Source organism: Sphingobium sp. B12D2B (assembly GCF_025961775.1).
Classification (GTDB): domain Bacteria; phylum Pseudomonadota; class Alphaproteobacteria; order Sphingomonadales; family Sphingomonadaceae; genus Sphingobium.
Window position 1 is genome coordinate 644,977 of sequence record NZ_JAOQOH010000001.1, and the last position, 13,287, is coordinate 658,263.

Consider the following 13,287-nt stretch of genomic DNA (forward strand, 5'->3'; position numbering starts at 1 on the left):
TCGACCTCCTAAGTGCCCCTCAGCATTTCGTCCCCGCGCATCCGCACGACAGCACCTGGGTAGCGGGCGCATGACGGGGGCGACCAACGATTCCCGGTGACGAGCATGAGCGCAGCCAAGCCGATAAAGTGGGCAGATCGTCTTCGCGAGTTCCGTTCACACGATGCCCTTGTCCGCCAGCGGCGAGATGAATCAAAGCATCCGGCAATAGCCGTGGCTCATCTCCGAAATACCAGGTCGCCTGTTCGTCAAAGACAAGCGCTGGAGCCGACAGATCTTTTCGGATCTCGCTGGCACCCGAATGATAATGGGGCTGGAGGCGCTTGAAGTTGCCGTCGGCCTTCTGACGGTAAACGGCATCCGAGCGCCTGCGGAATTCGCGTTCGTAATCACCCGTCTCGAGCTTTCGCGCGACACGCCCGGCCCATGCCACGAGGCCCGGCTCGAACGGACGTGGATAGAAGCCGAGCACCCAGTCGCCGGGCTGGGCGCTGGACCGGATTTTGGGTTTGCAGGTCGCCAGGGTAAGGCGGCCGCGATCAATGCACGGTGCCATCCCGGTGTCGGTTTGCAGAATGTACCGGAAGATCCGCGTCATCCCGCGATTATCCCAATGATGTCTTCTAGCCAGCGGCGCGGCTCCTCTCGATCGCCAATATCCGCCACGAATTCCTGCCCGCGCGAGACGATCTCGAGGCGATTACCATCGTGCCAGCGGTCCGCGCGGCCATGGTAGCTGAGCCCGGTTTCGGTCAGCCAGGCGGGAACATCCCATAACCGCAGCGGCCCGCCCGCAGTGGTTAGCCGCAGGCGCGGGTCGGCACTGCCCGCGAGTCTGCCATGCCCGACATAAAGGCAATTGTTCGCGTTCCACTCACCGATGGTGTGGGGATGCGGCCGGGGGGCTGCCGCGACCCGGGGGTGCCCGGCACTCAGGCCATCCCCCTCGATCACGCTGTCGACGCGCATATAGCCATACAGACGGTGATGACGTTCGCGGCCGTCATCCTCCGAGAACAGGCCGAAAAACAGGAGAACGTCGCCCGGCCCGACGCCCTGGCGTCGCAGGTGCGACTGGGCGGCGCCGCATTGCCCGAACAGGCAGCGACCATCGAAGAACATGGGGTCCTCGTGACACAGGTGGTCCGCACAGATCCGGCCCTTGGTCACATTGGCCACCGTTTCGCCAAGCCCGAGGTCGCCATAGCAGGTGGATGAGCGCCGTTTCGTCGGGATGGGCAGGGAAATGGGCCGGCCATCAATGATCGGCGAAGGCGCGCCACCCGAACCGGTATCGAAGCCCTTGCGGCTGAAGATGATGCGCATTCGCTTGCCTTTCAACCGGTCTGAAGGGGGATTTTCCAGTAGTCGAGTGCCCGCGCCACCTCTTCCCTGGGATAGTATTCGCCAGCCGTCGCGAATTCCTGCCGAATTGTGGCCAGCCTCCTCGTCGCCTGCCTCTCAATGTCTGGCGTCAGATCGACCACCCCGAGAGGTCTCCGTGCGCCGGCCTCGCGTGGCCAGCTTTCCGGATACGCCGACCAGTCGCACCTTTGGTCCAGCGCGGCGTTGACCACCTCCATGGTCTCGTGGTCGCATTGCCATCCATACAGGTTGCGGGCGCAGATCCGCAGCATCGCCTTGATCTCAGGCATGGTGTCGGTGAACGCCTTGAGCGGCGTCGGAAGCAGAACCATGTTGCCGACGCACGAATAAAAGCGATGGTCGGAAACGACGGCATTGCCGGTCTGGTAGGTCGCGTCATCGACGCCCCAGATGTGGCAGCATGACCAGTTCGGGCGGTTTGCCTGCCGAAGCCCCAGCGCGAGAGTCAGTGCCTTGTTGGCGTAGACGTTGCCCTCGGTTTTGTGGACCGTCACACCCGTCGTCCGGTTCCGGTTCATCTGCGGGGCAGACCAGCCACCCTTGTAGAAGTGGCGGCGGCGCGCATGCTCGGGATACCAGAGCGGTAGCAGACTGAAGGTCTCGGGCGATACCCAGCGCGCGGTACGCTCGATAAGGCGCGCGATCTCGGCCACACCGATTTCGAGGCGCAGCGCGTCGAGCCCGTCAACCGCGGTCATCGGGCTCCTCTCCCGCGACGGCTGGCCGGCGATCAAGGGCGAAGTTGTTTTCCCACTCCGCGAAGATGCCAGCGACCTGATCGACCCGAAAATAGCGCAGATGCGCAGTCCTTGGGCTTCGGTCCTTGCGCGCTTTGCTATCGGCGACCTCGCGTGGAATGAGGAACAGTCGGCGCTTCCCTGCTTCCAGTATTACCGCGCACGACCACTCGAACTCGTCGTGGCTATTATAGTCCAGATAGGCCGCGCCCCGCTTCCATGTGCGGGACTTCACCGAGACGCGCTGGGGTGGGCCGGCGACCGGCTGAGCGATCACGTCGTAGTGCGGCCAATTGTCTGGGACCTTGAGTGCCGGCACGCCGGCCAGGGTCAGTTCGGCCGCGACGAGCATCTCGCAGGCGTCGCCCATCTGCTTCGAAGTGAACTTGCGCGGCGGCGATAAGGTCGGCGTGGTCATGGCCCGGTGATAGATGGGCGATCGGCGAAGAACAATTCGCCGTCATGATGTCCGTTCAGCCGAACAACCGACTTACCCAGCCACTTGCGGAGGCTGGGCGGCGCGCGCCGATCCACATCGCATGTACGTCGAGAAGGTCGAACCCGGCACGCGTTCCTTCAACGGTAATCCGCCTGCCGAGCATTCGCCGGGACCTGCGCCAGGACAAGACATCGAGCGCCCAAACGCCACCACCATCGACATGCAGTTCGAATCCCCGCCTGCCGGTCAGCAGTATTCCGGTGAGAATGTGGTGGGTGCCACGGGGCATGACTCGATCCTATGCATACGATCAGTGACATCGTGAAGCCGGACGAGAGCCGGCAAGTCAAGCAGAATGTCACTGATCGTCTGTAGACGGATCGGCTGCATCAGCGTGTTTCTCTGGCGATGGATGATGTTCGCCAGCGCCTCGCGGGAAATCTGCGCAAACTGCGCACTGCCAAGGGCTTAAGCCAGGAGGCTTTTGCCGATCTGGCGGGTATTCACCGAACCTATGTGAGTGACTTGGAGAGGGGCGCCCGCAATCCGACGATCACCGTCGTGGAGAAGCTGGCGCATGGGCTCGGCGTGACTGCGGGCGAGCTGCTCGCCTGAGTGTCGGGGACGCCACCGCCCGGGTGGGCTAGCGCTTCAATATTCGTCATCGAGAGCTTTAGCCGCCGCCAGGAAATCGGCGAGGAACTGTTCGTCCTCGCGGTCCAGCCGCATCGTCACGGCCTCGGGCGGGAAACGGGTCATCATCTCCAGGAAGAGCTTGAAGTGCTTGTCGCTGCCGCTCGCTGCCTTGTTGATGATCTGACTCAACACGACTTCCAGCTTCGCCATCGTCCGCTTGCGACCATTTTCGGAGACGGTCACGCTTTCCCGCAGCAGCCGGTGAAAAATCTGGCCGGGCCCCTCCTGCGGCCGTTTCTTGCCTGACGGGTTCCCGGACCTGCCCTTCTGAAAGCGCGTATGCTTGGGCGGCCTGCCATAGCCCACCTCATAACCGTCATCGTCAGCCATGGTGGGCGTCCATTGCGGCGGCGCGCTGATCCGCGAGTTCGGAGAAGGTGAGGCCGGTCTCGACATGGATTGCATCCTGGCCGCTGTGCCGCTCGTAGCGACGGATCGCGGTATCGGCGTGCACCGGGTCGAGTTCCATGCCGTGAGCGCGCCTGCCGACCCGTTCGGCGGCGATGATGGTGGTGCCCGAGCCGATGAAAGGATCGAGTACGATATCGCCGCGCGCGGTCACGTCGAGGATGGCATCGGCGATCATCCGTACCGGCTTCACGGTCGGATGAAGTCGGAGCAGATCGCCTTCGTCCGAGTGGCGAAAGCCGCCAATACCCGGGTACTCCCAGACATTGCTGCGGTTGCGGCCGTTGCGGCCCAGCTCGACATTGTTGCGGTGGCGCTCGCGGCCCGCTTTCCAGACGAAGATCATCTCGTGCTGGGAGCGGTAGAGGGAACCCATCGCCGGGCGGTCCTTGGCCCATACGCAAACATTCTTGAGCTCGCTGAAAACCGCGTCGCCGGCGGTCTGCATCTCGCCGAGGTGACGCCAATCCATGAAGATGTAGTGCAGCGAGCCCGCGCGGCTATGGCGGACAATGTTGCCGAACGTTTGGTGCAGAAACGCCGTGAACTCGGCCTTGTCCATCTCGCCGGCGGCCATGGGAAACTCCGCGTGGCGGACCTCGCCAAGCCCGGAGACATGGCCGTTGATCTTCACGTTGTAGGGAAAATCGCTGCAAGTCATTGCGGCCTTCTTGCCGCCCATCAGCTTGGCCCAGTTTGCCTCGTCGAGCGCGTCACCGCACAGGAGACGGTGATTACCCAGCTGCCAGAGATCGCCGACCTGGTTGACTGCGAGCCCTGACACGTCATCAATCACGGCATCGTCGGGGTCATCATCCGGCAGCGATTCAACGCCCTCGATGCGCAGATCGATCTCGCCCATGGTAAAGCCCGTCGCCTCGATGTCGAATTAAGCTCGACCTCGGCCAGAAGCCTGAGGTTCTCCGCGAGCAGTGCGTCATCCCAGCTCGACATGTCGGTGAGCCGGTTGTCGGCAATCATCAGGGCACGCTTCTGGTGCTCGTCGAGGTGTTCGACGCGCACGACCGGCACTTCTGCAAGGCCGACCCGCTTGGCGGCCTCGACACGCGCATCACCGGCAATCAGCACATCGTTCTCGTCCGCGATGACCGGCGCGACAAAACCGAAAGCGTCGATCGATTTCGCTAGCGCCTTGATCTGGCGCACCCCGTGAACCCGGGGGTTGTGCTTCGCCGCCACGAGGACCGAAGGCGACACATACTCGATGCGCAGCCTGATATTCGAGAAACGTTGATCATACCGCATCGCGATCACTCCTCCGAATGTAATTTATCACTTATAAAGCTCTGGTTTGGCTTCCTTGCTTACCGGAAACGATCGCAGGCTACCTGCGACCTGGCTTGATATCGGGGGCTTCTAGCGCCCAGGCGACCCACTGGAGCATGAGCCGTTTGAGCGGAATCAGGCGACGCGGCGCTACGCTGCCGAACCGCTCCACGGGTTCGAGCATGGGCAGCGCGTCATCTGCTTCTTGCGCACCGATGAGATCGATCTGCCCCCATTTTTCCCCGCGCCGATCATGCAGACGGACGAATATCTCATCCGCGATCAGGGGCTTGATCCGCCCCCGGCTTTTGATCCAGTCCGCGACAAGCGCGGCATCGGGCAGGTCCAGCCAGGCGTTCGCATAGAGCCGATGCATCCCCTCGCGCTGACCGACCAGCACCACCGCGATATCCTTGGGCCGGAAGCCGAGATCCAGACCCGTGACCGCCAGTCCGAGCTCGACCAGATCGGCGAAACCGTAGCGAATACGCTTGCCGGGACCGCTGGCCTGGGTTGCCGATGCCCCCGGGATATCAAGGAGTCGAAGATAGCGGATCTCATCCCGGAAATGCTGGTCGGGTTCGTGCCCATAACGAACCGCCCAGAGCATCTGGCCAAGGGTTAGATCAAGGTCGGGCAACACGGTCGGCATGGGTAGAGCCTATAGAGTGACTTTTTACACCCATATATCCTCTCTCACTCCTGGTCAATCATCCCTTCGCGGAAGCTGTAGTCGGTCGAAGCGCCAGCCATTCCGTAAAATGCGCGCTATTCAACGCGTAGGGCACCCCCCGGCCGGACAGGACAGAAAAGACGACATGCTTCTCACAAGAGCGCAACTACGCGGACTTCAAGGACGAGACACGCTCGTCGGACACATCCAACGGACCGGTTGCACCATTGCCGGACAGCCCGTTTGGACAGCCATTGAGTTGGAGGCACTTCGCTTGCTCTACCCCGACAAGCAGGCGCTCAAGGTGGCACTGCCTCGCCGGACCGAAGGTGCTATCGCCCATAAGGCTCGAACGATTGGACTGGTGCCGCCCCTGCGGATTTGGACCGATGGCGACGCCGCGCAACTTCGGCGTCCCTACGTGGCCGGTGTGCCTGTAGCCGCGCTCACGGAGATGTTCCCCGGCAAATCGAAAAGGCAGATCTGGGGCAAGGCCTCCGCGATGGGGTATCGTCGCCCACGGCGCCCGCCGAAGTCGACTGGTATGCCTTTGGTCGATAGTATTCGCGCACGGGCTTTTGACCTTCGCATCACCATGCCAGAGCTCGACTCGTACGTGGCGCGAAAGCAGTATTTTGTGAGCCCGCGGCACATGGACTGGACCGCGCTCCAGCGCGCGATGACGCTGTTGGGCGGAACGCCTGTCGTTCGATGGCGGGAGCCATGAGCAAGCCCCCGGACGCCTTGGGGCAAGCGGTGAGATGGACCGCTGAAGAGGACGAACAGCTGCGGAGCCTGTATCCCCATTACGACCAGTTGCGGGCGGCCTTGCCGTACCGCTCGCTCGCCGCACTAAAGCACCGCGTACGATGCCTCGGCATCGTAATCCGTCGTCACGTTTGGACGAACATCGAGGTCAGGCGTCTGCGCGAGGCCTTCGAGAACCATGTCCCCGACAAGGAACTCGAATCCCTCTTCCCCGGGCTTCGGCTAAGCCAGATCAAGTCCAAAGCCGGGCACGTCCGGGCACCCCATCGCCGCGCTCCACCGGCAATCTTCGAGGTGCAGGCGTTGAACGCCATTCGCCACCGTGCCAAGGTCCACGGCCTTTCCTATGTCGAGCTCGACCGGCAGGCGCGGACCGGAAAATTCTTTCAGAAATCCCGCCGCCAGCCGATGCTCAAGCCGATCACTCGTGCGGCCGCGTTGCTCCAGGGAGAGGTGCATATCGAGTGGCACGATCTCGACTAGTTTGTGTCCGCTCAGCTGATTGAAATCCTGAGAGTACAGGCAGACAACGAATGGCGGGCTCGGGATTCTTTAAGCCGATTGGGATTGGAGCCGCGAGCAGACACAGGCAGCGAGCCGGAGGCGGGCGTTGAACTACTGGTACCACAGAAACGAAATCATGGTCCTGCCTGATGACCTCATCGCGTTCGCTTGGTCCGCTCCCATGCGCGACCTCGCCGCCAAGGTCGGCCTGAGCGATGTCGGCCTGAAAAAGCTGCTCAAGGGATTCGGCGTAGTCACGCCGCCTCAGGGGCACTGGAACCGGGTCCACGCGGGCAGGAAAGTGCCGGCACCGCCGAGAGCGCCTCACCGCCGTCCCGGTGAAAGCGGTCGGCTAATGGTCGACTCCCGCTTCTCGTCCTTCATCGCGCAAGCACTTCCAATTTCCGCAGACGGACCGTTCGAAACTCCGGAAGTTCCGGGAGATCTGGGGGCACTGCGGGAGAGAGAATTGAAGGCGCTGGGCAGGGTGACCGTGCCTCGAACCCTCGAAAGCCATCATCCCGGGCTCAACGACATCACTGGGAAGGAGGAGCGCCGTCGCCAGAAGGCGGCAACCAGCTCGTGGCACTGGGATGCACCGAGATTCGATAACCCGGTCGACCAGCGCCGCCTGAAACTGTTCAACGGAATCCTCCTCGCTCTGGCGAAGCGTGGTCATAGCGGAGACGCGAGCGCGACCGACACCGAAATAAGCGCGCGGGCTAGGATAGGATCGACGTGGCTCGGCCTTTCATTGGAGATCGCGGGTAAGCACCGAACGATTGTCAGCCACGGATACCGCCGCCCAGACCCCGCCCTCCCCGTCGGCACACCTCTCATCCTGCGCGTGAAGCCGGGATTCGATCGGGAAATCGGTGACACATGGCAGGATGAGGACGGCAACAGGCTGGAAAGCAGGATCGCCGAAATCACGGCGGCGCTCATCGTCGCCGGCGAAGCCAAATTCAGGCAGCGCCTCCGCGAAGACGAGGAACGCGCGGAACAGGAACGCATCGAGCGGGAGCGGGAAGCCGAAGAGGCACGACGCGAACGCGAAAGGCGTCGTCTCGAACGGACCCGCGAATTGAACGAGCAGCGCGTAACGGACCTGCGAACGAGCGGGGAACTCCTCCGGGCCGCACGGGACCTGCGCACTCTGATAGCGGAAGTCCGTGAAGCCATGCGGGATCGAGTGGTTGTGGACGCTGAAACGCTGGAAGCATGGGCGAGTTGGGCGTTGCGGGAAGCGGACGCGCTCGATCCGATCCTGTCGGGTCAAGTACTGAAGCACCTGCACCCACCGCAATTGCCGCCCCCCGAAGACTGAAGGGCAACGGTTAGACCAGACCCGTCGGTTTGATTGAAAACGTTAGCGTGGCGTTCGACGTTAAGGAGTGAGGCGCGTGCAAGTTGAACTGATAACTGGAGAAGATATTCCGACCCAGCTTGTGCGCTTAATCGACGAGCACGACCAGATTCATATCGCCGTAGCCTGGGCTTCGGATCACGATCTGGCCAGGGCGCTCACCAACAAGGCAAACGCCAAGAAAGTCCGCGAGCTGATCGTTGGCGTCGATGGATTCGGCACGCACCCCGACTTCCTCGACCGTGCCGCAAGCATCGCCAACGCATATGTCGCGGAAAGAGGGCCGCCAGCAATCTTCCATCCCAAAATCTACTACTTTCAGACCGGCAACTTAGCGGAAGCCATCGTCGGAAGTGCGAATTTCACCAATGGCGGGATGGGGCGGAACACAGAAGCGGGGTTGCTGATTGCAGGCAGCGCGAGCGAACATGTCTTCCAACAGATCCTTGCCGAGATTCGGGGGTACGAGAGGCACTCCAAACCGCTGACAAAAGTGCTTGCGGACGAATATCGCGCAAAATTCAAGCTGCGTGGCGGGCGTCGCAAGCTCGACAACCCTAATCTTGGGGCACCAGCGCGGGACTGGAAGGGACTCAATTCGGAGATAGCCAGTTGGACGTGGCAGGAATACCTGCGGCACATCAACAGCTTCGCCACCACTGCCATTGGCAATGGACACAGGCGATTGGAAAACGGCCTGCAAGTTCTGCAAGCCGCGCAAACCATGTTCGCAGGCGTGGCTTCCTTTGCCGACCTGCCCGCCCCAGAACGGAAAGCTATTTCCGGTGTGATCGGCCGGCCCGACATGAAAAACCTGCAGATGACCTTAGCACACACACTGGATTTCGGGCAGTTCGGCACCATGCGCGGAGCCGGTGATTTTGCTGGCCTAGTCGGAACGAGCGAGGGCGCACAGGGACTAGCCGCAGCGATCGACCTTATCCCCGCAAGAGGCGAGATCACGCGCGGGCATTTTGATGAGTTCGTCGTGCGCTTCCATGAGGCATTCGCGCTGAGAACCAGAGGCGGAGGCATCCCTACAGCATCACGCCTCCTGGCAATGAAGCGGCCCGATGCGTTTGTCTGCGTAGATGGCGCAAATCGCCGGGGCCTCGCACAGGACTTGGACTTCAAGCCCAGCACCATAAGTATCAAGAATTATTGGGAAAGGGTGATCGAACCTGTTCGCAGCGCACCTTGGTATCAATCCCCAAAGCCTGCCGGCCGACGCGAGCGACAAATTTGGGAAGGTCGCGTCGCGTTGCTCGATATCATTTACTATGAAGGCGATTGACGCTGGCCAACGCAAATCCGCGTCATCAAGGTTGGCGCTCACTTACGTTTCCCTGCTCCGCCAAAATTATTCCCTGCTCACCGCAGTAGGGAATTTGGTCTCGCGCACTTGGCATTCCGGGCGTCTCACGACTGCAGGATCCGCTTGATGAGCAGATTCTCCTTAATTTCCCTGCAAAATACCCTGCTGGCAGGGAAACAGGCTCCCAGACGCGTTCGCTCAGGACTGCGCTACGCACCATTCCCAGTCAAAGATGAGCATTTAGGCCTTCTTTGAGGCGGCGGCGGAAATCGCTGCCGTTTCGATGGCAGCGTGTGCGCCATGCCCGATGACGTGGGATTCGCTACTCTCGCCGACGATCACTTCATTGATCAATATGCGCACATGGCTTCATCGAAGCGGTGAATTATTGCCGCAGACGGGCCGCTTTGAGCGCTCGACCATGTGGGACGTCACGAGGTTGCCACGGTGGAGCTGGCACTCCAGGAGAGTGCGGGTTCTGACAAGGCCGCGATAGGTGGCGCTCCCGACGCGGTTACCTGCTTTGATCCGAACGGCTCAGTTGCTTGCCTAAAAAGGCATACTGACCCAATTGCCGATAGTTGGTTTGCCAAGGCCCAATCTCCATTCTAGGATTTACCGGAAAAGTTACCGGTAATCTAATCGGGCGATGGGGAGAGATAGACGGTGAGGCAGAACATATCGCGGAATCACTTGTTGGCATCTGTTGGGGCGGTCGCCCTAGGATGCATTTGCTCAGCAGCGCCTGTGCATGCGCAAGACGGGGAGGGGGCAGGGTCCCCTGAAGCGCGGGCCGCTGCGGAGCAGGAGTCGATCGTCGTCACCGGATCACGCATCCGTACCAGCGGTTTCAACTCCCCTCAGCCGCTTACCGTGATTGGCGCCGAGCAGATCAGGAACCTCGTGCAGACCAATTCGCAGGATGTTCTCAACAGCATCCCTCAGATCACCAGTGCCATTTCGGACACCAACCCGGGCAATGCGTCTGGCGCGGAGGTGGGGTCCGCGACGGCGAACCTCCGTGGCCTGAACCCTTTTTACGGAACACGCACGCTCACGCTGGTGAACACCCGCCGCTTCGTGCCGACCGGGGACGGCGGGGCCGTTGACCTCAACCTCATTCCCAGCGCCCTGATTGCGCGGGTGGAGACCGTGACGGGTGGGGCCTCGGCCGCCTATGGCTCGGATGCTGTCGCGGGGGTCGTGAACATCATCCTGGACAATAAGATGACGGGCCTTCGCGCACAGGTTGATTCCGGCCTCACCTTTCGTGGCGACGGGCGCAAGATCCATGGGTCGCTGGCCTATGGCACCTCTTTCGCGGGGGATCGCGGTCACATCATCCTCGGGGTCGAATATCAGGATCAGGACGAGATCGAGAGCTGTTTCAATGCCCGTCGCTGGTGTCAGGCCGGCTGGGATATCTTCGAGAACGCCAATAATATCCTGCCCAATGGCCAACCGTCGGGATACAATGTTCCGGGCTCGCCGGGCTTCGGGCTGCCCAACTATGTTTTGGGCCGGGATTCCGCGCTGGCATTCAACACACCTTATGGCGTCGTGCGCAATCGCGCGCCCGCCCCGCTCGCGGCACGCAACTATCGGTTCACGGCTGATGGCAGGGGAATCGTGCCCTTCGATCAGGGCGAGTTCGTCAACAACAGCACCATCGGCCAGGTCCAAGGCAGCGATGGCATTTCGAACTATGACGATGCCAGCCTTCAGGCCGGGCTGGAGCGCATTGTCGCTTATACGGCCGCGGAATTTGCGCTCAGCGATAGCCTGACGCTTTCCGGAGAGTTCAACTATGGCAAGCGGATCGCCCGGGCCGCCACGCTGACGGCAGGTCCGCGATCCACCTTCTTCGTGAAAGCCACCAACCCTTATGTTCCGCCCGAGCTTGCCGCTCTGCTGGGCGGTGCCTCATTCAGTTTCGGCAAGGATCTTGACGGTCAGATCCCGTCCTACAGCCGCGCGGAGGTGGAAGTGTACCGGGGCGTGATTGCCCTCTCGGGCGATCTCGGCGGCAGCTGGAAATGGGATGCCTATTACCAATATGGGCACAATGAGCGTAATCAGATGCGCAATCGCTCGCGCGTCAACACGCCTTTCATTTTCGCTCTCGATGCCGTTCGCGCGCCGGCGGGCAATGTGCTGGGGGTGGCTCCTGGCACGATCGTATGCGCCGAGTTGTTGAAACCGAACCCCAACCCCATTGCGGTCGGTTGCTCTCCGGCAAACTTCTTCGGCCTCGACAATCTAACGCAAGCCGCGATCGATTATGTCTATCGGCCGGTGTTCGAAGACTTCGTCTATGATCAGCACGTCCTGGCCGCCAGCATCACCGGCGATCTGTTTGGCGGCATTGGCGCGGGGCCGATCGGCTTTGCGGCGGGCGGCGAGTACCGGACGGAAAGCGGCAATGTCACCCATGGCGACATTCCCAACTATCTTGATTACGCCTTCACCTTCGGCCTCGATTACGGCGGAAGCATCAAGGTTCTTGAAGGCTTTACGGAACTCAACGCGCCTTTGCTGGCCGGGCTGCCAGGAGCCGAGCGGCTCGATCTGAACGGCGCGATCCGGTACACGCGCAACAGCGCCAAGAACCGCATCACCGACGAAGCGAAGTCGACGACAGCCACCAGCTGGAAGCTCAGCGCCATTTACGAGCCACTAAGGGGCGTGCGGTTTCGTGGATCGCGGTCGCGCGATATCCGCGCTGCGGGCTTCCGGGAGCTGTTCCTGCAGCAGGTGCCGACCGACCCTGGCACCTCGCAGGGCACCGTCCGCAATCCCAATGGGCCCGGCGGCAACGCTAATGATGCCACGCCGATCCTGAGCGGCGGCAGCTTCCAGCTGGGCGCTGAGAAGGCGGACACGACGACAGCGGGGATCGTGCTGCAACCTGCCTTCGTCCCGGGCCTGCGCTTTTCGGCGGACTGGTTCGAGATCAAGCTCAAGGATGCGGTCACCACGCTGTCCGGGCAGTCGATTGTCGATCTGTGCGATCAGTTCGACACCTTCTGCGACCGCATAACATTCAGCGGCGGCAATCTAGCCGACATCAGCTTCATCGATGCCCGTCAGGTCAATCTGGGCCTGATCACTTATCGCGGCCTTGATTTCGAACTGGAGTACAATCTCCCGCTGTCCGACGTGGCAAGCAATTGGGACGGCGCGCTGACCCTGCGGGTACTTGCGGCGCATCAATATGATCTCAAGGTCCAACCCGATCCCAATGTCCGTGCCCTCGATTATGCCGGCATGACCGGGCCTCTCGTGGGCCGAGCCGACTTCAATCCGGCACCCGCATGGCGGTGGAATGCATCGGTCACTTACAATCAGGGTGGCTTCACGAGTGTCTTGCAGGTGCGGCGGATCGGCTCCGGCATTGGCGACGTGACCAAGGTCGGTCCTGAGGACGAGGGCTATGATCCTTCTCTCCCCAACAGCATCAGCGTCAACCGTTTCGACGGGGCGACCTATGTGGATCTGGCGATGACCTATCGCATCCCCTTCGGCTCGGGCGATCAGAACTTCGAGATTTTCGGAAAGATCGAAAATCTGTTCGATAAATCTCCGCCGATTGCGGTTGCTACCGGCGGGAGCGGCGGCTCGCCTTACCCCACGAACCCTGTGTTCTTCGACACGCTGGGCGCTCGCTTCCAGACCGGTGTGCGGGTGAGATACTGAGGCTGAGGGAGG

General features: G+C 61.5%; 15 protein-coding genes. 6 read left to right on the plus strand and 9 right to left on the minus strand.

The features are described from left to right. Positions 1-19: 19 nt before the first annotated feature. Genes M2335_RS03125 through M2335_RS03145 form a run of 5 tightly spaced genes read right to left on the minus strand, consistent with a single transcriptional unit; the run spans position 20 to position 2,851 of the window. Positions 20-598, minus strand: a complete 579-nt coding sequence (locus M2335_RS03125; protein WP_264593748.1) for a hypothetical protein — start codon at positions 596-598, stop codon at positions 20-22. Beyond that, the gene (locus M2335_RS03130) at positions 595-1,326 is read right to left on the minus strand and encodes a hypothetical protein (RefSeq protein ID WP_264593749.1); all 732 of its coding nucleotides are present in this window, start codon (positions 1,324-1,326) and stop codon (positions 595-597) included. The genes M2335_RS03125 and M2335_RS03130 overlap by 4 nt, the downstream gene beginning before the upstream one ends. A gap of 11 nt (positions 1,327-1,337) precedes the next feature. Next, positions 1,338-2,084 carry a hypothetical protein gene (locus M2335_RS03135; protein ID WP_264593750.1) on the minus strand — a complete coding sequence of 249 codons (747 nt, stop codon included), beginning with the start codon at positions 2,082-2,084 and terminating at the stop codon, positions 1,338-1,340. Beyond that, complete coding sequence (locus M2335_RS03140) at positions 2,071-2,541, minus strand: hypothetical protein (RefSeq protein ID WP_264593751.1); 471 nt, start codon at positions 2,539-2,541, stop codon at positions 2,071-2,073. The genes M2335_RS03135 and M2335_RS03140 overlap by 14 nt, the downstream gene beginning before the upstream one ends. A 55-nt stretch (positions 2,542-2,596) precedes the next feature. Further along, on the minus strand, positions 2,597-2,851 hold the full coding sequence (locus M2335_RS03145) for a DUF5818 domain-containing protein (protein ID WP_264593752.1): 255 nt from the start codon (positions 2,849-2,851) through the stop codon (positions 2,597-2,599). A 119-nt stretch (positions 2,852-2,970) separates the two neighbouring features. Here M2335_RS03145 and M2335_RS03150 point away from each other — a divergent pair, with 119 nt between their 5' ends. Then, on the plus strand, positions 2,971-3,177 hold the full coding sequence (locus M2335_RS03150) for a helix-turn-helix domain-containing protein (protein ID WP_264593753.1): 207 nt from the start codon (positions 2,971-2,973) through the stop codon (positions 3,175-3,177). A gap of 36 nt (positions 3,178-3,213) precedes the next feature. Here the strand turns inward: M2335_RS03150 and M2335_RS03155 are convergent, their stop codons facing one another. From M2335_RS03155 to M2335_RS03170, 4 genes are all read right to left on the minus strand, one after another. Then, positions 3,214-3,588 (minus strand): DUF5681 domain-containing protein, encoded by a 375-nt coding sequence (locus M2335_RS03155; RefSeq protein WP_264593754.1) that lies wholly within the window; start codon positions 3,586-3,588, stop codon positions 3,214-3,216. Further along, positions 3,581-4,528, minus strand: a complete 948-nt coding sequence (locus tag M2335_RS03160) for a DNA-methyltransferase (protein WP_264593755.1) — start codon at positions 4,526-4,528, stop codon at positions 3,581-3,583. The genes M2335_RS03155 and M2335_RS03160 overlap by 8 nt, the downstream gene beginning before the upstream one ends. Next, positions 4,459-4,932 (minus strand): ParB/Srx family N-terminal domain-containing protein, encoded by a 474-nt coding sequence (locus M2335_RS03165; RefSeq protein ID WP_264593756.1) that lies wholly within the window; start codon positions 4,930-4,932, stop codon positions 4,459-4,461. Before M2335_RS03165 ends, M2335_RS03160 begins: the two co-directional genes overlap by 70 nt. Before the next feature lie 79 nt (positions 4,933-5,011). After that, positions 5,012-5,605, minus strand: a complete 594-nt coding sequence (locus M2335_RS03170; protein WP_264593757.1) for a hypothetical protein — start codon at positions 5,603-5,605, stop codon at positions 5,012-5,014. 295 nt (positions 5,606-5,900) lie between these two features. Between M2335_RS03170 and M2335_RS03175 the strand changes: the two genes are divergently transcribed. The 5 genes from M2335_RS03175 (at position 5,901) to M2335_RS03195 (ending at position 13,275) form a co-directional block, all read left to right on the plus strand. Beyond that, positions 5,901-6,353 (plus strand): hypothetical protein, encoded by a 453-nt coding sequence (locus M2335_RS03175; protein WP_264593758.1) that lies wholly within the window; start codon positions 5,901-5,903, stop codon positions 6,351-6,353. Continuing rightward, complete coding sequence (locus M2335_RS03180) at positions 6,350-6,877, plus strand: hypothetical protein (protein ID WP_264593759.1); 528 nt, start codon at positions 6,350-6,352, stop codon at positions 6,875-6,877. Before M2335_RS03175 ends, M2335_RS03180 begins: the two co-directional genes overlap by 4 nt. A gap of 127 nt (positions 6,878-7,004) precedes the next feature. Next, positions 7,005-8,225, plus strand: a complete 1,221-nt coding sequence (locus M2335_RS03185; RefSeq protein ID WP_264593760.1) for a hypothetical protein — start codon at positions 7,005-7,007, stop codon at positions 8,223-8,225. Between the two features lie 76 nt (positions 8,226-8,301). Further along, positions 8,302-9,558, plus strand: a complete 1,257-nt coding sequence (locus M2335_RS03190) for a phospholipase D family protein (RefSeq protein WP_264593761.1) — start codon at positions 8,302-8,304, stop codon at positions 9,556-9,558. Between the two features lie 768 nt (positions 9,559-10,326). Further along, a complete protein-coding gene (locus M2335_RS03195; protein WP_264593762.1) occupies positions 10,327-13,275 on the plus strand; it encodes a TonB-dependent receptor domain-containing protein in 2,949 nt (982 codons plus the stop codon). Positions 13,276-13,287: the final 12 nt, after the last annotated feature.

Coding starts and splice junctions, on each gene's coding strand:
- M2335_RS03180 (WP_264593759.1), top strand. CDS start 6,350: ATGAGCAAGCCCCCGGACGCCTTGGGGCAAGCGGTGAGATGGACCGCT.
- M2335_RS03130 (WP_264593749.1), bottom strand. CDS start 1,326: ATGCGCATCATCTTCAGCCGCAAGGGCTTCGATACCGGTTCGGGTGGC.
- M2335_RS03165 (WP_264593756.1), bottom strand. CDS start 4,932: ATGCGGTATGATCAACGTTTCTCGAATATCAGGCTGCGCATCGAGTAT.
- M2335_RS03135 (WP_264593750.1), bottom strand. CDS start 2,084: ATGACCGCGGTTGACGGGCTCGACGCGCTGCGCCTCGAAATCGGTGTG.
- M2335_RS03150 (WP_264593753.1), top strand. CDS start 2,971: ATGGATGATGTTCGCCAGCGCCTCGCGGGAAATCTGCGCAAACTGCGC.
- M2335_RS03160 (WP_264593755.1), bottom strand. CDS start 4,528: ATGGGCGAGATCGATCTGCGCATCGAGGGCGTTGAATCGCTGCCGGAT.
- M2335_RS03125 (WP_264593748.1), bottom strand. CDS start 598: ATGACGCGGATCTTCCGGTACATTCTGCAAACCGACACCGGGATGGCA.
- M2335_RS03155 (WP_264593754.1), bottom strand. CDS start 3,588: ATGGCTGACGATGACGGTTATGAGGTGGGCTATGGCAGGCCGCCCAAG.
- M2335_RS03145 (WP_264593752.1), bottom strand. CDS start 2,851: ATGCCCCGTGGCACCCACCACATTCTCACCGGAATACTGCTGACCGGC.
- M2335_RS03140 (WP_264593751.1), bottom strand. CDS start 2,541: ATGACCACGCCGACCTTATCGCCGCCGCGCAAGTTCACTTCGAAGCAG.
- M2335_RS03170 (WP_264593757.1), bottom strand. CDS start 5,605: ATGCCGACCGTGTTGCCCGACCTTGATCTAACCCTTGGCCAGATGCTC.